The 18429-nt window shown below is 63.1% G+C and carries 17 protein-coding genes; 6 read left to right on the forward strand and 11 right to left on the reverse strand.

Features of this window, described 5'->3' with window-relative positions:
* Positions 1-97: 97 nt before the first annotated feature.
* Entirely contained in the window at positions 98-1288 is a 1191-nt protein-coding gene (locus tag ACQR2C_RS03360; RefSeq protein ID WP_434880421.1) for a hypothetical protein, read from the forward strand.
* Between the two features lie 286 nt (positions 1289-1574).
* Here the strand turns inward: ACQR2C_RS03360 and ACQR2C_RS03365 are convergent, their stop codons facing one another.
* Together ACQR2C_RS03365 and ACQR2C_RS03370 are read right to left on the reverse strand one after the other, a co-directional pair.
* The gene (locus ACQR2C_RS03365) at positions 1575-1982 is read right to left on the reverse strand and encodes an META domain-containing protein (protein ID WP_316179487.1); all 408 of its coding nucleotides are present in this window, start codon (positions 1980-1982) and stop codon (positions 1575-1577) included.
* Between the two features lie 149 nt (positions 1983-2131).
* Positions 2132-3796 (reverse strand): L-lactate permease, encoded by a 1665-nt coding sequence (locus ACQR2C_RS03370; protein WP_315801899.1) that lies wholly within the window; start codon positions 3794-3796, stop codon positions 2132-2134.
* Between the two features lie 320 nt (positions 3797-4116).
* Here ACQR2C_RS03370 and ACQR2C_RS03375 point away from each other — a divergent pair, with 320 nt between their 5' ends.
* Positions 4117-5877, forward strand: coding sequence for an ABC transporter ATP-binding protein/permease (locus ACQR2C_RS03375; protein WP_316179489.1), 1761 nt, complete (start codon positions 4117-4119; stop codon positions 5875-5877).
* A gap of 147 nt (positions 5878-6024) precedes the next feature.
* Here the strand turns inward: ACQR2C_RS03375 and ACQR2C_RS03380 are convergent, their stop codons facing one another.
* The 6 genes from ACQR2C_RS03380 to ACQR2C_RS03405 form a co-directional block, all read right to left on the reverse strand.
* The gene (locus ACQR2C_RS03380; RefSeq protein WP_316179491.1) at positions 6025-7020 is read right to left on the reverse strand and encodes a TorF family putative porin; all 996 of its coding nucleotides are present in this window, start codon (positions 7018-7020) and stop codon (positions 6025-6027) included.
* 498 nt (positions 7021-7518) lie between these two features.
* The gene (locus ACQR2C_RS03385; protein ID WP_434880422.1) at positions 7519-7965 is read right to left on the reverse strand and encodes a hypothetical protein; all 447 of its coding nucleotides are present in this window, start codon (positions 7963-7965) and stop codon (positions 7519-7521) included.
* Positions 7966-8040: 75 nt separating this feature from the next.
* Positions 8041-9363, reverse strand: a complete 1323-nt coding sequence (gene glcF, locus ACQR2C_RS03390; protein WP_434880423.1) for a glycolate oxidase subunit GlcF — start codon at positions 9361-9363, stop codon at positions 8041-8043.
* On the reverse strand, positions 9360-10598 hold the full coding sequence (locus tag ACQR2C_RS03395; RefSeq protein WP_434880424.1) for an FAD-binding protein: 1239 nt from the start codon (positions 10596-10598) through the stop codon (positions 9360-9362). Before ACQR2C_RS03395 ends, glcF begins: the two co-directional genes overlap by 4 nt.
* 407 nt (positions 10599-11005) lie before the next feature.
* Complete coding sequence (locus ACQR2C_RS03400; RefSeq protein WP_434880425.1) at positions 11006-11347, reverse strand: addiction module antidote protein; 342 nt, start codon at positions 11345-11347, stop codon at positions 11006-11008.
* Between the two features lie 3 nt (positions 11348-11350).
* A complete protein-coding gene (locus ACQR2C_RS03405; RefSeq protein ID WP_434880426.1) occupies positions 11351-11644 on the reverse strand; it encodes a type II toxin-antitoxin system RelE/ParE family toxin in 294 nt (97 codons plus the stop codon).
* Positions 11645-11978: 334 nt separating this feature from the next.
* Here ACQR2C_RS03405 and ACQR2C_RS03410 point away from each other — a divergent pair, with 334 nt between their 5' ends.
* Entirely contained in the window at positions 11979-12464 is a 486-nt protein-coding gene (locus ACQR2C_RS03410; protein ID WP_315801893.1) for a hypothetical protein, read from the forward strand.
* Positions 12465-12689: 225 nt separating this feature from the next.
* On the opposite strand, the gene ACQR2C_RS03415 is transcribed toward ACQR2C_RS03410, so the two are convergent.
* The 3 genes from ACQR2C_RS03415 to ACQR2C_RS03425 all read right to left on the reverse strand — a co-directional run bounded on the left by ACQR2C_RS03415 (position 12690) and on the right by ACQR2C_RS03425 (position 14424).
* The gene (locus ACQR2C_RS03415; protein ID WP_434880427.1) at positions 12690-13010 is read right to left on the reverse strand and encodes a hypothetical protein; all 321 of its coding nucleotides are present in this window, start codon (positions 13008-13010) and stop codon (positions 12690-12692) included.
* A gap of 158 nt (positions 13011-13168) precedes the next feature.
* Positions 13169-14026 carry an IS3 family transposase gene (locus tag ACQR2C_RS03420; RefSeq protein WP_434880428.1) on the reverse strand — a complete coding sequence of 286 codons (858 nt, stop codon included), beginning with the start codon at positions 14024-14026 and terminating at the stop codon, positions 13169-13171.
* Entirely contained in the window at positions 14023-14424 is a 402-nt protein-coding gene (locus tag ACQR2C_RS03425) for a transposase (protein WP_315802558.1), read from the reverse strand. Before ACQR2C_RS03425 ends, ACQR2C_RS03420 begins: the two co-directional genes overlap by 4 nt.
* 949 nt (positions 14425-15373) lie before the next feature.
* Here ACQR2C_RS03425 and ACQR2C_RS03430 point away from each other — a divergent pair.
* From ACQR2C_RS03430 to ACQR2C_RS03440, 3 genes are read left to right on the forward strand one after another with little or no spacing between them, the layout of a single operon-like run.
* Positions 15374-16093 (forward strand): hypothetical protein, encoded by a 720-nt coding sequence (locus ACQR2C_RS03430; RefSeq protein ID WP_434880429.1) that lies wholly within the window; start codon positions 15374-15376, stop codon positions 16091-16093.
* Positions 16086-16649, forward strand: coding sequence for a hypothetical protein (locus ACQR2C_RS03435; RefSeq protein ID WP_315777944.1), 564 nt, complete (start codon positions 16086-16088; stop codon positions 16647-16649). Before ACQR2C_RS03430 ends, ACQR2C_RS03435 begins: the two co-directional genes overlap by 8 nt.
* 2 nt (positions 16650-16651) lie before the next feature.
* A complete protein-coding gene (locus ACQR2C_RS03440; RefSeq protein ID WP_434880430.1) occupies positions 16652-17197 on the forward strand; it encodes a hypothetical protein in 546 nt (181 codons plus the stop codon).
* Positions 17198-18429: the final 1232 nt, after the last annotated feature.

The raw sequence follows: 18429 nt of genomic DNA on the forward strand, positions 1-18429 counted from the left end.
CGGCCTTCTTTTTGGCCGAGTGTCCGCACCGGGGGTGCAGCGACCGCAAATCGGCGCTACAGCTTAAGGCCGATTCTGCCCCCACAAGGATTTTCAGATGCGCGCGATTTTGCTTGCGCTGGCTGTGATTGTAGCGGCCGCGCCGGAACTCGGTTGGGCCCAGAGCAAGAGCGGGACCAAGGCCCCCGCCAACGAGACGCGGTATTTCACCGCGATCGACGGTCTGATGGACGGCAATGCCGACGTGATCCTGAAGGAGACGCGCCAGGGCAAGACCGTCACCGCCGCCACGCTCGACGTCTGCTATCCCGTCGCAAAGAATTCGGATCGCAAGGACCGCTTCGTGGTCAGCCTCACGGTCAACGGCCAGACCTTGACCGGCGCGACCCAGAGCAACGGCGCCAAGGAGCCGGTCACGGTGAAGCTGAATCGCAAGCCGACCGGCGACACGTTCGAGTTCCGCGGCCAGATCACGATCGGCAAGAGCGTCACAGAGGTGGCGTCGACCGACAACTCCGACGTCAGCGAGAAGGAGTTCCAGGAGAGCCAGTCGAGCGACGACGGCATCAGCGCCCAGCCGAAGGACTTCACCGACGTCTCGCCCGAGGCGGTCTCGGTCCGGCTCAAGCTCGACGCCATGACCGACTTCCTCAAGAGCCTGAAGGGCGAGAACGTCGAAGTTTCGCTGTCGAGCCTGATCGTGAACTGCGATGCCTTGCGCGCGGGCGAGCAGACCATCAGCATGACGGTCGACCCCGACCGCGCCGGAGCGTTGATCGCGAAGGCGCGGGCCATGAACGGCGTGGTGACGGCCGGCTGGACCGCCGGCACCGTCGAGATGGACCGCACCATCCGTTTCGCGGCCGCCGACTGGCGCGACGGCGACAAGATCAACAAGGACAAGCTCGCAAACGCGATCTCCGACGTCCTGGCCCGGACCTACAACGCCAAGCCGACGAGCGCGGCGTGGAATCCGGTCAGCGGCAAGCTGAAGCTGACGTTGAAGCGGCCGAGCCAACTGATGCCGGCCCTGGAACTCACCGACGTCATCGAGGTCACCGGCCTCGTCTCGGCGGACAAGCCGGGCGGCGCGGACGCGCTGATGCTGTGGATCAGCAGCCCGACCACGACGACGATCGACGAGAGCTCCGCCGCCAAGCTGATCCTGTCGGACGAGTCATCCGGCGACGAGGAGGGCGACACCCGTGACGATGGCGGCGCCATCGACGAGCTGGCGAAGGTCTTCAAGGCCAAGCGCTGGGACGCGGACAACTCGGTCTGGAAATAAAGAGCGGCGGGCGCGCAGTCGACCGGTGCGCGCCCCCTTTCTTCAATTGGCACGGCGCATATGGCAACCCGTTGCGCGCTCACGTCTCTCTCCAGGTCGTCATGGCCGGGCTTGTCCCGGGCATCCACGCCGATCGGCATCTGGGACGAACGTGGATGCCCGGGCCTTCGCCGCGCCGAAGCGGCTGCGGCCGCGCAGGCGGGACGAGCCCGGGCATGACGGAGTAACTGACCAGCAGGGTTGCTGGTCTCAGCAGCTTTTCATCTTCACAGGCGACCGCCCTGCCTCAGTTCGTATTGAGCCGGAAGCGCAGCGTCTTCGGCCCGATGAAGATGATCAGGTCGCCCTGACGCTTCCAGTTGGTCGCCGCGCTCAGCGCCGCGATCAGTTCGTCGTCGGCCTGGGCGCGCGCCGCCGGGCAGTTGCGGTCCTCGATCCTGCTGGCGATGAACACGATGGTGTTGCCGGCAACTGAGAACTGGCCCTTGCCGCCCTTGCACCACAGCTCCAGCACGGTGTCACCGTTATCGCCGATGTCGAGATCCGGCACCCGCTTCGAGCCGGGTTGCGGCAGCGCATCGAGCGTCATCTCCATGCCGAAGGGAAATTCCTCCGCCGAGGCGGCGGCGAGCGCCAGCCCCGACATCGACAACGCCACCGTCGCCACGGCGCAGCCACGCTTCAACACTTGCATCGTTCCCCTTCACACCAGTCACGCGCAGGGCTCGCCTTCCAGGCGATGGCCGTGACCACCGCCAGCACGGCTCCCGCACAAATGTGTTCCAAACATAGCAAGCCCCACGCCGCAGCTGCGGCGCGGGGCTTTTGTCGCAGACGTTGTTGCTACTTCAGCACCATCGCCGTGAACGGATAGACATAGGCCTGCAAGGTGACGAACAGGCCGACAAGACAGGCCAGCACGATCGAATGCAGGAAGACGTAGCGCAGGATCGAGCTCTCGTGGCCGTACCAGTTGGTGGCGGTCGAGGCGACCACGATCGACTGCGCATCGATCATCTTGCCCATGACACCACCGGAGGAGTTGGCGGCCGCCATCAGGACAGGGGACAGGCCGAGCTGCTCGGAGGTGATCTTCTGCAGGTTTCCGAACAGCACGTTCGAGGCCGTATCCGATCCCGTCAGCGCCACGCCCAACCAGCCGAGCAAGGTGCCGAAGAACGGATAGAGCACGCCTGTCGCGGCGAAGGCGAGGCCGAGCGTGGCATCGACGCCGGACAGCCGGGTCAGCGTGCCGATCGCGAGCATCGCCGAGATCGTGATCAACGAGATCGCGCAGAGACGGATGGTGCGGCCATATTCCGCGATCAGCTTGCCCGGTCCGACACCCATCAGGAAGCCGGAGATGATCGCGGCGATCAGCATGCCGGTGCCGGTGAAGGTCAAGTAGGTGAACGAGAACACCGCGCCTTCCGGCGTCGGCTTCGCAGCCACCGGCGGCATCTTGTTGATCAGCTTGTCGAGCTCGGGCACCGGATAGTTCCAGGTGAAGATCGAGTTCGCCCAGGCCTTGAAGGCGCCGTTGCCCCAGATCAGCATGACGACACAGACGATGATCCAGGGCAGCAGCGCGCCCCAGAGCTCGGCTTGCGTCAGCGGCGTACGGTCCAGCGGCTTCGCTGCCGTCATCGTGGCGGCCGATTCGTCACGCCCGCGCAACGCCGGCGACAGCCACAGCTGCCTCGGCTGCCAGACCTTCAGGAACAGGATCAGCGCGCCCATCGAGATCAGCGAGGCCCCGATGTCGACGATCCACGGATTGACGTAGTTCGAGATCAGGAATTGCGGCACCGCGAACGAGACGGCGGTGACCAGGATCGCCGGCCACACGTCCTTCATGCCCTTCCAGCCCGCGAACGCCCAGATCACCCAGAACGGCACGATCAGCGAGAACATCGGCAACTGCCGGCCGACCATGGCGCCGAGGATGTAGGGGTCGAGGCCGGTGACCGAGGCGAGGCCCTGGATCGGCGTGCCCAGCGCGCCATAGGCGACCGGGGCGGTGTTGGCGATCAGCGACAGGCCGGAGGCCGCGAGCGGCGAGAAGCCGAGGCCGATCAGCACGGCACCGGTGATCGCCACCGGGGTTCCGAAGCCGGATGCGCCCTCGAAGAACGCGCCGAACGAGAAGGCGACCAGCAGCAGCTGCAGGCGCCGGTCTTCCGTGACGCCGCCGATGGCGCGCTTCAGAAGCTCGAACCGTCCGGTGGAGACCGTGACCTGGTAGAGGAAGATGACGTTCAGGACGATCCAGCCGATCGGAAAGAACCCGGTGATGACGCCCAGAAACGTCGCGCGCAGCGACATATTGGCGGGCATCGTGAACACGAAGATCGTGATCAGGTTGGTCAGGATCACGGCGATGATCGCCGCGATGTGTGCCTTGACCTTGCCACTGGCGATCAGCACCAGCAGCGTCACGACCGGGACGGCGGCGGCCAGCGTCGACAGCGCCGGGCTCCCCAACGGGTCGTAGATTTGATTCCACATCGTGACTTCTCCCCCCACGTTCTTGTCGTTGGACCCCGTCCGGCGGGACGGATCAGGTCTGCTCGCCAGGCCCCCAAGCCTGGCAAAGGTCGGAAAAGGCGATCACAAAACCGGCAACGCCCAACTCTGCTCAAATTCTCGCGAAATCTGGCGGCGGTCGCAGTCCCTCTCCCCTGCCCCATGCTACGGTTTGTCACACGCGACCGACAAGCCGGCGGCCACCCGCCAGATTACGACTTTAGTCTAGGCAGGCGGCGGCACCAGCGATTTTCTCGTTTTTCGTCAGCCTGTTAAGACCTTTTCTCAGGAGCAGCCCGTCTGTGAACAATCTGCGCTCGACCGTCGCCACCGTCTGGCGGATCGCCATTCCCTACTTCCGCTCCGAGGACAAGGTCGCCGGCCGCATCCTTCTCGCCGCCGTCATTGCGATCGAGCTGTCGCTGGTTGCGATCCAGGTGCTGGTGAACCAGTGGCAGAACAGGTTCTTCAACGCGCTGCAGCAGTATGATTGGAACAGCTTCATCTGGGAAATCGGCGTGTTCGCCGTACTGGCGACCATCTTCATCATCCTGGCCGTCTACCAGCTCTATCTCAATCAATGGCTGCAGATCCGCTGGCGGCGGTGGATGACCGACGTCTACCTGCGCCGCTGGCTGGACAACGCCACGCACTATCGCATGCAGCTCAAGGGCGACATCGCCGACAACCCGGACCAGCGCATTGCCGACGACGTGCAGCTGTTCGTCGACAAGACACTGAACATCACCATCGGCCTGCTCAGCTCGGTCGTCTCGCTCGCATCGTTCATGGTGGTGCTCTGGGGGCTGTCGACCGATGCCCCGCTGCAGCTGTTCGGCACCAACATCGCGATCCCCGGCTACCTGGTCTGGATCGCGCTGATCTATGCGATCTTCGGGACCCTCCTGACGCATTGGATCGGATCGCCGCTCGTCAATCTCAACTTCGAGCAGCAGCGCTACGAGGCCGACTTCCGCTTCAACCTGGTGCGGGTGCGCGAAAGCTCCGAGCAGATCGCGCTGCTGCGCGGCGAAGGCGCCGAGCAAGGTCAGCTCGGCACCCGCTTCGGCCGGGTCGTCCAGAACTGGTACCAGATCATGAGCCGGACCAAGCGGCTGACGGCCTTCACGGCCGGCTATTCGCAGGCGGCCGTGATCTTTCCCTATGTGCTGGTTGCGCCTGCCTACTTCGCCAAGTCGATCCAGATGGGCGGCATCATGCAGACGGCGTCCGCCTTCTCGACGGTGCAGGGTGCGCTGTCGTTCTTCGTGACGACCTATCGGACGCTCGCCGACTGGCGCTCGACCGTCGCCCGCCTCGACGGCTTCGACATGTCCATCGAGAGCGCCGCCAAGCTCTCGGCCGAGCCGCAGACGATCGATGTCGCCAGCCATGCCGGCGACAGCATCGAGCTCGCCCAGTTGCTGCTGAAGCTGCCGAACGGCCTGCCGCTGATCGCGGCCGACGGCTTCAGCCTCGAGAGCAGCGAACGCACGCTGCTCACCGGGCCGTCCGGCGCCGGCAAGTCGACGCTGTTCCGCGCCATCGCCGGGATCTGGCCGTTCGGCAGCGGCGCGATCAGCGTGCCCGCGCATGCCAAGCTGATGATGCTGCCGCAGCGGCCCTACTTCCCGATCGGCGCGCTCAAGGCGGCGATCGTCTATCCCGCGGCCGCCGATGCGTTCAGTGCCGAGCAGGTCAAGGAGACGCTGGTGGCCGTCGGCCTGCCGCAACTGGCGGACCGGCTGGACGAGGACCAGCACTGGAACCGGATGCTGTCGCTCGGCGAGCAGCAGCGGCTCGGCATCGCCCGCGCGCTGCTGCATGCGCCGCAATATCTGTTCCTCGACGAGGCCACGGCCTCATTGGACGAGCCGAGCGAAGCCCGGCTCTATCGGGTCATCGCCGAGCGGCTGCCGCAGACCACCGTCGTCTCGATCGGCCACCGCTCGACCCTGCACGATTTCCACGACCGCAAGGTCGAGCTGATTCGCGACGGCGACCGGTTCTCGCTGCGGCAAGCCGGACAGGCGGCCGACGCGACCGCGGGTGGAGGCAGCTGAGGCGCGCGCGCCGCGGTGCCCACGCAAGGCGACCAGGAAAGGCGGCAAGACGTCCGAGCGACAGCCGGCCCCCGTCACCAAAAAGCAGAAGGGCGGCAGATTGCTCTGCCGCCCTTCGTGATCAGTCCGATCCGCCTTGGCGGGTGATTACTTCAGATTGCTCATCGCCGTCAGGTCGACCGAGAGCTTGGCGATGCCGGTCGCACCGCACCACTTCGAGCCCAGGCCAGCCGGGTTGATCGGCGTGACGTTGGTGGTGCCGCTGGCGGTGAAGTCGCTGGTGAAGGCGTTGCAATCACCCTTCGACATGTCGGTGTCGGAGTAGCGCAGGTCCAGCGTGAACACCTTGTAGGTGAAGCCGACGCCGATGTTCCAGGTGTTGTAGTCGGCATACTTGATGCCGTTCGGGAAGGCGGGAACGCCGTAGAAGGAGTCCGACGTGCCGAACCACTGACGGCCGAACTCACCCGACACGTACATGCCGACGCCGCTGGAGCCGAAGGTCGTGCTCGGGGCGGTGAACTTGCCGGTGACCGAGGCGTAGTTGCCCCAGGCGCCGGTGTTCAGGAAGTTCGGCGAGTAGAACTCGGTGACGCCGAACGTCCACATGTCGTTCACGGTGTAGTTCATCTTGCCGTAGACTTCGAAGAACGAGACGTCCTTCTTCATCACATTCAGGTTGGTCAGCGTGTTGGCCTGACACTCGGCGCTCAGCGCCTGACCCGCGAAATCCGTTACGGCGCCGCCGCCGTAGTAGCAGGTGCCGCCCGGATACAGATAGCCCCAGACGCCGATGTCGAAGGCGAACGCGCCGAAGGTCGGGCGGATACCGCCGTAGATGTCGATCTCGGCAGCAGCGCGGTTCGCGAACGAGATGCTCTCGCCGGCGACGCCGACGTAGAGCTGCAGGTCCTTGTTGACGTTGTAGCGCGGCTCGAAATAGGCGGCGACCGACGCCTTGTGGTTCGACTGGGTGACGCCGCGGAACACGTAGTCGTTCATGATCGCCGCGCCGAACGCGATGTCCCACGGCTCGAACGCGACCGGAGGCGGAGCCTTATAGGCCTTGACCGCCATGTCCGCCGCCGAAGCCGATCCCGAAACCATTGCCAGCGCCGTTGCCAACAAAGCCCACTTTTTCATGACGATCCCCATCACCCTAAATTCTTCCGAACGAGCCTGCCCCACATTGGCCCCCCAGGGCACAAACAAGACCGGCTGCGTCATCCGGACGCAATTTGTGACAGGGTCTCGCCGCAGGTGAAGCAAAAAAGCGTGGCATCTGCCGCCTTTTTGGGCGATTTGACAATTCTACGGCAGGTAGTCGGCAGCTGTTGCATTTGAACAACAAATTTCCGTGTCCCAAAGCACGCTAGGACGCACATTCGGTTGCACGGGCGCGCTGGAATCGTGGGGCCGCAAGCAAAACCACAGGGCGCACCGAGGTCGGATTCGCCCGGCCGTAGATCTGCGGGGCGACGGCTCCCGACGACCATATCCATCGACAACAAGGGCAGCGGACGCAGACAACAGATGCCGGCAACGAACGAGCCGGCAAAAAACGAAAAGGCCGCAAGCGCTGCCGCCGCGGCCTTCCGATGTGAATTCGTCCGGTGGTGAAAACGATCCGGTCCGGAAAGATCAGTTGCCGGACGCCGGGCCCTCGCCGTCCTCGTGCTCCTCGGGCGCCGCGCTCGGCATCGCCCAGCTGGTCTCGGCGGCCGATTCGGTCTCGTGCATTTCGGGGGTTTCGACCAGCGGAGCCATCTTGGGAGCCCGCTTCTTGGCGGCCTTCTTCTTCGGCGCGGCGGGCGCCTTTGCAGCCGCCTTCTTGGCAGCAGCCTTCTTCGCAGGGGCCTTCTTCGCAGGAGCCTTGGCGGCCTTCTTCGCTGCGGCCTTCACGGTCTTCTTCGCCTTCTTGGCCGGCGCCTTGGCTGCCTTCTTGGCGGCCTTCTTCGCGGACTTCGGTGCAGACTTCTTTGCAGCCTTCTTGGCGGACTTCTTCGTCGCCTTCTTCGCTGCCTTGGCCTGCGCCATCAGCTTCTTCTTTTCTTTTTTGTCCTTCTTCGCCTTCTTGTCCTTCGCCATCAGAAACCCTCCAGTTGCCGCCGTTCGATCAGCTCGTCCGGCGGGACGGGCCGGCCATCAGCGCGCGCCCATCCGTCAAATCATTCCTGGTCGCGGACCGCCCGTCGCCCAGTCGAGAAGCTCAACGGTGTGCACGACGGGGACGGAGGCGCCGCTGGCAATCTGCATCATGCAGCCGATATTGCCTGCCGCGATCACATTCGGCTTGACGGTCGCGATGTTGGCGACCTTGCGATCGCGCAGCTTCATCGCGATGTCAGGCTGGAGAATGTTGTAGGTCCCCGCCGAACCGCAACACAAATGACTCTCCGGTATATCTTTCACCACGAATCCGGACTTGGAAAGCAATTCTTTCGGAATGCTCGTGATTTTCTGCCCATGTTGCAGCGAGCAGGCCGAGTGATAGGCCACGACGACGTCGTCATGCTGAGTTGCAGGGGCCAGATCGAGACCGGCGAGATACTCGGTGATGTCCTTCGCGATCGCCGACACGGCGGCCGCGGGCGCTGCATATCGCGGGTCTTCGCGCAGCATGTGTCCGTAGTCCTTGATGACGGTGCCGCAGCCCGAGGTCGTCACCAGGATGGCGTCGAGACCGCCACGCTTCGCCTCCGCGGTCCAGGCGTCGACATTGCCGCGCGCCCGCGCCAGCGCGTCGGAATCCTGCCCCATGTGATGGGTCAGCGCACCGCAGCATTGCTCGTCCTTGACCAAGACGACCTCGATGCCGTGCCGGGTCAGGACGTTGATCGCAGCCTGGTTGATGCGCGGCGCCAGCGCCGCCTGTGCGCAGCCCTGCAGCAGCGCGACGCGGCCGCGCCGCGCGCCCTGCGCGGCAAACACGCTGCCATCAGCCGGCCCCGGCGGCGGCAGCGCGGCGGCGGGCGCCAGATCGAGCATCGCCCTGACGCGCCGCAGCAGGCTGGGCGCAGGTGCGCGCGAGGCGGAGGATGCCGGCAGCAGCGCCTTGAACGGCCGGCCGAGCCGCGCCAGGGTCATCGCCAGCCGGAACTCGCGCGGCCGCGGCAGCACATAAGCGAGCACGGCGCGGAGCCACCGGTCGGTCAGCGGGCGCTCGTAGCGCTGCTCGATTCGCACCCGCGCCTGATCGACCAGATGCATGTAGTGCACGCCCGACGGGCAGGTCGTCATGCAGGACAGGCACGACAGGCAGCGGTCGATATGCTTGACCACGTCTGATGTCGGCGCCTGGTCCTTCTCCAGCATCTGCTTGATCAGGTAGATCCGCCCGCGCGGGCTGTCGAGCTCGTCGCCGAGCAGCACGTAGGTCGGACAGGTCGCGGTGCAGAAGCCGCAATGCACGCAGGCGCGCAGGATCTTGTCGGCGACCGCGATGTCGGGATCGGCGAGCTGCGCCAAAGTGAACTCGGTCTTCATGCAGCAACGCTCCGACGCAGACGGCCGCGGTTGAGAATGGTCTTGGGATCGAAGGAGACGCGCACCCGCTCCTCCAGCGCGGCGACACCCGGCGGCTGCGGGTGGAACACGTCGACCGCGAGCCGCATCTCGTCCCACGCGCGCAGCAGGGTCGCGTGGCCGCCGGCGGCCTCGACATGCTTGCGCACCAGCCCCGCCGACGCATCGGGCTGCGGCGGCAGCGCGGCCCAGATCAGGCCCCCGCCCCAGTCATAGATCACCTCGCCGCCGGTCTGGCGCGTCAGGGCCTGCCCGATCGCGCCGCCCGACACCGGCGGACAGACGATCCGCCACACCGTCCAGGCGCCGAGCGGCCCATGGGCGGCGAACGGCAGCACGTCGCGGATGGCACTCCAGACATCGGCCGAGGCGTCGTCCGCAATGATCTCAGCCGGACCGAAGGTGGCGAGCTGGCGGGCGAGCGACGCCGCCCGATGCGCCGCGGAGGCCGTGATGCCCTCCAGCCGGATCACCGTGACCGCCTCGCGCGGCGAGCCGAGCGGGCTCAAGCCCGTGACCTCCGGCCGCAGCGTCGAGGCCGGCAGATGCGCGGCTCCGGAGACGTCGAACGGCGAGCCGAGCGCCGCCGTCATGGCGCGGTTGGCCTTGAGGTCATCGAGCCCGCGCAGCACCAGCGTGCGCTCGGCCTCCGGCCGCGGCATCACCTTCAGGGTCGCCTCGGTCATCACAGCAAGCGTGCCCCAGGAGCCCGCCAGCAGCTTGCAGAGGTCGTAGCCGGTGACGTTCTTCACCACCTTGCCGCCGGTCTTGAAGCTCTCGCCGAAGCCGGAGACGGCATGCGCCCCGAGCAGATGGTCGCGCACCCCGCCGGCCCGGACCCGCCGCGGCCCGGCCAGCCCGGCCGCGATCATCCCGCCGAGCGTGCCGCGGCCGGCGGTGCCGAGCAGCGGCCCCGTATCCATCGGCTCGAACGCGAATTGCTGGCTCTTCGAATCGATCAGCGACAGGAGATCGCCGAGCGGCGCCCCCGCCTGCGCCGTGATGATCAGCTCGTTCGGCTCGTAGGACACGACCGCGCTCAGCGCCGACAGGTCGAGCACGGCGTTGGTGGTCGTGATCTGGCCGATCTGGCGCTTGGAGCCGTGCCCGATCACGTCGAGCGGCTGCTCGCTGGCGATGGCGGCGCGAACCACCTCCTCCACATCGGCTGCGTTGCGTACTTTGAGGGCGTCCACCACTGCTGGCCTTGCTGGTTGATGATGACGATGGTCGAGCGCAACGCGCGGCCATCAGCGTTGGACTCGTTCTAGAGCATGATGGGCGAAAAGGGCAGCCCGGTGTGGCGAAAAGATCGTGCGCGGACAAGGAGATGAGAGGGAACGACGGAAACGCCGGGCGGAACGTTCGAGGTCTTGGAGCGCGGACTCGCCAGGACCGCTGCCGTCGTAACACGAGCCATCCCCCCACGAGCAGTGTGCTCCCTCTCCCCGTCCTTCACGGGGAGAGGGTCGGGGTGAGGGGCAGCCGCACGGGTGGTTCACTTGTAGTCCGTAGGGCGGGTTAGCGCAGCGTAACCCGCCGACCTTTCGCGCCACTCGGCGGATTACGCCTTCGGCTAATCCGCCCTACCCGCTGCGGGCTGCTACGCAGCGCGCCGCCCGGACTTCTTCGCCACCTTCCGCTTGGGGGCAACCTTTGACGTCCCCTTGAACGGCGCCGACGTCAGCTTCACCCCGAGCGCGCGAAGCACCGTCAGGATGGTGGCGAACTCCGGATTCCCGTCCTCGCCCAGCGCCCGATAAAGCTGCTCGCGACGGATGCCGGTCGCCTTCGCGAGGTCCGACATGCCGCGTGCCCGGGCGATGGTGTTGATCGCGGCGCGGATCTCATCCGCGGTGCCATCCTCGAGCGCCGCCGCCAGAAACTCGGCCTGCGCCTCCGGCTCCGCCAGATATTCCGCCGCATCAAAGCGTGTCGTTGCCATCCGCTATGCCTCTCTCTTCGCCAGTACCTGGGCACGCCGGATGTCCGACCGTTGCGTGCTCTTGTCGCCACCGCAGAGCAGGATGACCAGGACGTCTCCACGCTGAAGATAGTAGATCCGGTAGCCCGGGCCGTAATCGATCCGCATCTCGGAGACCCCCTCGCCGACCGGCTTGCTGTCGCCGAGATTGCCATTCGCGGCCCGCTCGATCCGCGCGGCGATCCGGGCTTTCGCCTTCAGATCGCGCAGGCCGAGCAGCCACGCGTTGAACTCGGCCGTTTGCCGGATTTCGACCATGATGGGATGTTGTATCTTAAAGGGTACACCCGGACAAGGACCAAGATCGACCGCAGAAAAAGTCCGTCGTGGGAGTCGGCGACGCGTAACCCGCCGACCTTTCGATACGCGCGGCGGATTACGCCTTCGGCTAATCCGCCCTACCCGCTGCGTCACGATCCCCGGCATTCCGGGATAGGGCCTCAGGCCTTGAACCCGGAATAACGGGCTTGTCTTGCGTCCCTCCCGGGCACGAGCCGGGACGACACCGTCCATGCCGCACGGCCTCTCTGGACAAAACAGCGACGACGATGAACGGTGCGACGTTGCCGATCACGCAAGATGATCGGATTTGATGCGACTGGACGGGCTGCAGATGAAGCTTGTGATGGGGATACTGGTCGCCGCGCTCGTCCTGGCCGGCATGGCAACCGGCCGGGCGGCGGTGCGCATTGCCGACGACCCGGGCGGACGCATCGGGACTTATGTCGACAAATACAAACTCCTGCGCGACTCCGGCGAGCACGTCATCATCGACGGGATCTGCGGGGGCGCCTGCACGATCGTGCTGGGGACCCTTCCGCGCGACAGAATCTGCATCACCCCGAGAGCCGTGTTCACCTTCAGGGAAACTGACAATCTGGGCCTCTTCCTCCGTCCTGTCCCGAACCCGGAAGCAACGCAGATGTTGTTTGACCTCTACCCGGCCCCGATCAAACGATGGATCACGCGCCACGGCGGCCTGACCGCACAGCCGATCTTCCTTCGCGGCAAGGAGCTCCAAGCGCTCTATCGGCCCTGCGCGATCAACGTCCCGACCTCCGGCGGCGCGTCGCGGTAGATGGGTTGTCAATCCAAAGGGGCTCTAGTCAAATGCACTCACTGTAATCCCGAGCCCGGTTACATCTGGTCAAGTAACGGCGGCCTGCGTTCCAGCCCGAGGGTCGCAATATCGTCGGGACTTATGTCCGTTTGTTCGTAGGGCGGGTTAGTTTAGCGAAGCGTAACCCGCCGACCGTTCGGGCCACGCGGCGGATTGCGCCTTCGGCTCATCCGCCCTACGGCCCTAGTTGGAGTCAAGATATTGAAGGACCGCAGCGGCAACTCCAAACAGGAGACCGCAACCAACAAACCCGATCAGTCCTGCAAGTTGCTGATGCTTTGCTATGATGACCGCTTGCGACCACTCGTAGCCAAGCCGGCTCATCCATATCTCTTTTGCTCTCCTCTGAATGCCGCCCATGCCATTGGAACGAATGAACATGTTGGTGGAGCCCCGCCTCCAGACCGACACGCGTCTCTTCGCCAATGCAATGTTCAGGGAGAATGATGCGACTGAAATGCAGGCCACCAAGACAATGACGACCACACCTACTAATTTATGCAATGTCTACTCCCCTTGCCGCGCCGTTTCACGCGCTGCATCATCCCGGCCAATTCAGCCAATCGCCGGTTGATCAACCAGCACCATTCGGCATTACGGTGACAGTCCTGGACTGCACCCCTCAAGTGAGACACGATAATTTCAGTGACAGAGGGTGAAGTTCATCGCGTGTTGTTTTGCGTGAAGGCGGCTTCGAACTCAAGGGGAGATCGATAGCCGAGCGCCGAGTGTAGCCGCTCTTTGTTGTAGATCTCGGCGATGAAGCTGTTGATCCGCCGCCGAGCGTCGTTGAGGTCGGCGAATGTCTTGCCGTTGATCTCCTCGGCTTTCATTGTCTTCATGAAGCTTTCGGCCTTGGCGTTGTCGTAGGGATTGCCGGGGCTGCTCATGCTGATCTTGATCTCGCGATCGGCAAGGCGCTGGCGATAGGCGATCGAGGCGTATTGCACGCCGCGGTCGGAGTGGTGGATCAGACTGCCGGGCTTCGGATTGCGGGCTTTGAGCGCGTTGTCTAGCGCGGCTACGGCAAGCGAGGCGTCGAGCGTGTTTTCAAAGGCCCAGCCGACCGCCTTGCGTGAGAAGCCGTCGAGAATGACGGCGAGATAGGCGAATGTCCTGGCGAGGTGGACATAAGTGATGTCCGCGACCCAGATCTGATCGGGTGCGGACGGCGCCAGGCCGCGGATCAGATTCGGCACGACGATCACGCTCGTCGGCCGTTCTGTCGGCGGCTTCAGGAACGGCGTCTTGCGCTGGGCGAGGAGATTGTCCTGACGCATGAATCGCAGGACTTTCTTGGCATTGACGACCATCCCCCGACGGCGAAGCATGGCCGTTACCCGTCGATAGCCGTAGAAAGGATGCTTGAGGCAAATGCGCTGGAGCTGGTCACGCAGCTCACACTCGGCCTCTTCGCGGCTGCGCCTGTTGAGATAGCGATAGTACGTCGCGCGAGGAAGGCCTGCGAGCGCGCAGAGGTGTTGCACGTGAGCGTGCGATTCGGCAGTCTCCGCTGTCATGCTTTGGATGACTTCGATGATGCGGGGGCGGGTTTGCCTTGCGCGGCCGGCCGCTCCAGAGCGCGCAAGGCTTGCCGAAAAAAATCGAGGTCCATCTGTTGCCGGCCGACCAGCCGTTCCAGCTCGGCGATCCGCGCCTTCGCCTGCGTTAGCGCCGAGCGCTTGTCGTCATAGGTCGCCACAGGCTTCAGCTTGCGGGGGCCAGGCTTGGGGCCGCGCTTGCGGTTCAACCCCTCCGGCCCCTCCGCCTTCCAGGCCTTGATCCACTCGTGCAGAAGCTTCCGCGCAATGCCGAGATCACGGGCGACGGGCAGAACGCCTTCGCCCCGCTCAACACGCTTGATTGCCTTCAATTTGTAAGCCGTCGGAAACTGACGGATCTTTCCTCGTACTGCCACAGGTCATCCTCGAATGCCTGTCACTGAAATTATCGTGTCTCACTTGAGGGGTGCAGTCCAGCACTGTCACCGTAACTGGTAACTGGGCTTTGTCAGGGTTCACCCCGCTGTGCGAATGATCAGATCGCAGCCCCGAACATCGCGCGGCCGCCACCATGTTGCTATTCTATCAGATGATTGGCGGCGCGCGTGCAGCGTCGTCAAGGTTCCGCGAGAGCCAAGCGGACGCGTTTTCACGGTCATTCCGGGACAATCGTGAATGCGAAGATGATAAGCGGCTGCGCGTTGGTGATTGAACTACGGTGCGCAATTGCGCACCGTAGTTCAAGGCCTCCGAATGCCGAATTTTCTTCTTTCTTTTTTCCAGAAATGGTGTATAATTTCGCCGAGCGAGAGGGGCGTACGCGCGGTCGTCACGATACGTGGGTGGGGACGCGGTGGCCGTGTCAGGTCGCAGCGTGACTTCGGTCATGCCGACGATTCAGGACTGGCTCGAGGCAGATTGGATGAAGTCGCCAGTCGCGTTGACCGGCCGCCGGGCGAAAATCCTGAAGAAGGCCGAGCGCGAGGCCGGGATGGCGCCTATGAAGGCTGGCAGGTGCGTCGAGTGGCGTAGCCGGTAAGAAACGAAAGATCACAGGGCACCATGGGCGTCGCCAGATGGGATCAACCTGGGGCCTCTACCGTGTGAAGGGAACGAAAGTCGTTGACATTACTAAAGAATTTGGGCGATCTAATGATTAAGTTGCAAAGTGTCGCCAATGGCCCGTTCCGGTTGCGCGGATCGAACTCGGAGTGATAGGATTTTTTGGCCCTTAGCCGAACCGCCATTTGAGCGTCGCTCTCTTTCCGTTGTCTTCAGTTGTATACGATAGAATTCCATTGTGGCCCGCCGTCTCTTGATATGCCCTGGCCGAGCCATTTACTATTGGGCAACCGGAAAATCGCAGTGAAAAACATCGACTTCATCCAAATGGCTTACTTCACGGCTCCCAGGCCGGATCCGCTCGATGCTGGAAAGATTTGGGAGTTGTTTTACGGTGCGCCTGGTCCGGATGAATTTCGGCGGATTCCAAATATTCCTGGAAAGCAAACCGTCGCGGCAGGCACCGCCGCCCAAAAACAAATCACTATCGCCAGCCAGATTGGTCGGATTGATGTAACGGTCAATACGGTGCCTGACGCTCCGGGGGAGGATCATCCCTTTCTTGAAAGCCCGGAAGAGATCTTAGCTGAACTCGCTCAAAAGGCTGAGCTGTTGCCAGAGTCTTGCCCGCTGTTGCGGGGCGCTTTTGTACTGAACCAGCTTCTCCCGTTCGAAGGGTCTGCAACGGAGATGATCGAAGCGAAAACGGGTGCAAGATTTCCGATCAACTCGATTGACCCAACGATCCAGTATAATATCCAGGTGACGGAGGATGGCGACCCGCCGCTTCTGGTGAACCAGATATCAACCTGGTCGGTAGCTAACGTGCAGCTCGTTCGATTCGATTCTAGCGGAGCAACTCCCTTTGCGGTGAAAACTGATCAGCGCATAGTTCACAAGATCGACGTCAACACCGCGCCAAATCAGTCATTTCAAAGAGGTGATGTTGCCCGCGTCTTTCGATGCCTCTCATCGCGAGCCATCGCGCGAATTGAAAACACAACGAGTGGTTCCAATGCTTAGATTTCAGCAATCGCCGCAGCCTAACTCGATCGATGTTACACTGCCTAGGAAAAAAGCTGAACCGCTTTCGTCTGATCTCCTGGTTCGATACGCGGCAGACAGCACCGTGCACCTCTCCATGCTTCAGAAGGTGAGCCCGAACGAGACCTACGAGCCTCTGATCTACAAACGAATTTATGGTCGATCGTCGCCCACGATCGATGAAGGCCCCGCCGCTAGCGCCTTAGCAAGTGTAAAAAAGCGATACGACGAGATCGAGAGGCGCTTGGATGCGTTAGCAAACGCAGACGACGAAGAAGCGGTCGAGCGCGGTGCCGTGCAAACCGCGATTGCGGTTCTGAATCAAATCGAGATCGCTCGATTGCCACCTCCGAAAATCGCGACTCAAGACCACGAAGCTATAATCATGCTCTGGGCAGAGGGCATGAAGCGTTGCGCCATTACGATAACAGACGGTGAAGTCGGCTACGTCGTTCGCGACAATCGTCAGTTGCTGACGGCAAGGGACTCGATCAATATACACGAGTTTAAATTGTTGGGACACACGCCGGCTTAAAAATGACCGTTGCCCTTGAAGAAGATGATAGCATCGCGCGGTGCATTATCTTTCCGCGCTTCTTTTCCGAAGATCAGGTCCATCTCGACGAGCTGCTTTGGCGCTTCGAAAACTCTGGCGAGGATGGCTGTGGCCACGAGTCTGGCGTACTGAGACGATTGGTGCCGGAAGCCGAGCAGGTGCATCAAATCGGTTGTGGCATTGCTGCCATCCAGAACCAGACCGCGAAGGCTCGTCGATATTACTGTGGCTTTAGAAACGCCAAATATGGCGCCATCCCCCTCAATGGTCCTGATTACACCTTGACCGTTACAAACACTGTTGAGCACGGTCAGGAGGCTCACCTCGACTTTGCCTTGAGGATCACTGTGGAAGGAAAGAGCGCACGCAATCGAGCCAAGGCAAACGCCCGAATTGCCATAGCGGAGGCCTTCGGGCCTGCGATCCCTCACATATGCGACTGTGATACTTCGGACGCCGAGCATCCATTCAAGCGGTTCGGAGACGAATGCCTGAATGGTAAGGGCACATTCCTCACCCTGGGATGAATGTAGTGCCCCTCTGTCGATCTCTCTAAGGCTACAAGCAATGGGATCCATATCGTCTTTCCAAGCGCGTTACGGCCCGTGCTTGACCATGACGATGGAATCTCCGCGTCTGCTATGGTCGCTCAACGAACTAGGAGCGAGGACTGATCTTTCGGGCCACCGGCAACAAATCCGCCGGCCGCGCTTCTTTGCTCGCCATCGTGTGCTCGTAGCGATCGGTAAGAGCACTGCACATGTCCGCTTCTTTCACCGTGCATAAACCGTCCACGAATGGCGCGCCCCACTACATAACTCATTGATTTGCATCGGAAATGAACATTGATCCGCACCCTTCACACGGGAGCGGTCCAGGGTCGATCCCTTGAGCGTCCACAATTTCGAACCGACGGAGATGCAGGGCTTTTTTGAGTCGTCGGGCAAATCAGCTTTGCCGATCTTGCGCGATCTCACTGCACAAGAACGCCGGCCGCAGCAAAATCGCTCGCGCGGAAAACCCCATTTCGCGAGCTATTTCAGTGCGAAGCGGCAGGCCTCCTCCAGGCGCCGAAAGTTTCCCATTTCGTTTTCACAGAAATCGTGTATAACTCCCCCATCCCATCCCTCCGAGAGGGGCGTACGCGCGGTCGTCACGATACGTGGGGTGGGGATGCGGTGGCCGTGTCGGGTCGCAGCGTGGCTTCGGTCATGCCGACGAACGATGTCGACGCGGACGTGAAGTCGTGTGGGCCTGGCCTCCCGGTGCTGAGGCCAAGCGGGTCGTGCCCCTTGCGGGGCGGGCCAGCGACGGGGACAAGAACGCCGATCCCCGGGGCGAGCACGTATAAGCGTTAAGACCGCCGCGCAGGGAATGCCGGATGTTCGGCTGCACCTGTGGTACCTGCCGCCTGCATTTTTTTCGCAGGCGGGCCATGGGTGAGGCCTTCACCCGGCATTCCCTGCGCCCTCTCGATTGGTTTGGAGGGCGTGTCGATCGCATCACTCGGGCAGAGAACGCCGCGGGATCGCGAGGTCGTGTCTGCTGTGGGGCCTCATGGTTCGAGACGGCGCTGCGCGCCTCCTCACCATGAGGGTTGAGATTCGAACCGGCATGCACATGGACCGTGAGCAGCCTGCTTATGGAAGGGGGCGAGAGTGCCGGCTTCGATCTGCACGGTTGATGTCGAGGGAGCGACTTGCGCCCCTCACCCTGAGGAGCCCGCCGCTAGGCGGGCGTCTCGAAGGGCGAGGCCCGT

The sequence above is a fragment of the Bradyrhizobium sp. HKCCYLRH3061 genome (genome assembly GCF_051168015.1).
Taxonomy (GTDB): domain Bacteria; phylum Pseudomonadota; class Alphaproteobacteria; order Rhizobiales; family Xanthobacteraceae; genus Bradyrhizobium.

Excerpts from the sequence above, each read along its gene's own strand:
- ACQR2C_RS03360 (WP_434880421.1), top strand. The coding sequence starts at position 98 with ATGCGCGCGATTTTGCTTGCGCTGGCTGTGATTGTAGCGGCCGCGCCG.
- ACQR2C_RS03365 (WP_316179487.1), bottom strand. The coding sequence starts at position 1,982 with ATGCAAGTGTTGAAGCGTGGCTGCGCCGTGGCGACGGTGGCGTTGTCG.
- ACQR2C_RS03370 (WP_315801899.1), bottom strand. The coding sequence starts at position 3,796 with ATGTGGAATCAAATCTACGACCCGTTGGGGAGCCCGGCGCTGTCGACG.
- ACQR2C_RS03380 (WP_316179491.1), bottom strand. The coding sequence starts at position 7,020 with ATGAAAAAGTGGGCTTTGTTGGCAACGGCGCTGGCAATGGTTTCGGGA.
- ACQR2C_RS03385 (WP_434880422.1), bottom strand. The coding sequence starts at position 7,965 with ATGGCGAAGGACAAGAAGGCGAAGAAGGACAAAAAAGAAAAGAAGAAG.
- glcF (WP_434880423.1), bottom strand. The coding sequence starts at position 9,363 with ATGAAGACCGAGTTCACTTTGGCGCAGCTCGCCGATCCCGACATCGCG.
- ACQR2C_RS03400 (WP_434880425.1), bottom strand. The coding sequence starts at position 11,347 with ATGGCAACGACACGCTTTGATGCGGCGGAATATCTGGCGGAGCCGGAG.
- ACQR2C_RS03405 (WP_434880426.1), bottom strand. The coding sequence starts at position 11,644 with ATGGTCGAAATCCGGCAAACGGCCGAGTTCAACGCGTGGCTGCTCGGC.
- ACQR2C_RS03410 (WP_315801893.1), top strand. The coding sequence starts at position 11,979 with ATGCGACTGGACGGGCTGCAGATGAAGCTTGTGATGGGGATACTGGTC.
- ACQR2C_RS03420 (WP_434880428.1), bottom strand. The coding sequence starts at position 14,026 with ATGACAGCGGAGACTGCCGAATCGCACGCTCACGTGCAACACCTCTGC.
- ACQR2C_RS03435 (WP_315777944.1), top strand. The coding sequence starts at position 16,086 with ATGCTTAGATTTCAGCAATCGCCGCAGCCTAACTCGATCGATGTTACA.
- ACQR2C_RS03440 (WP_434880430.1), top strand. The coding sequence starts at position 16,652 with ATGACCGTTGCCCTTGAAGAAGATGATAGCATCGCGCGGTGCATTATC.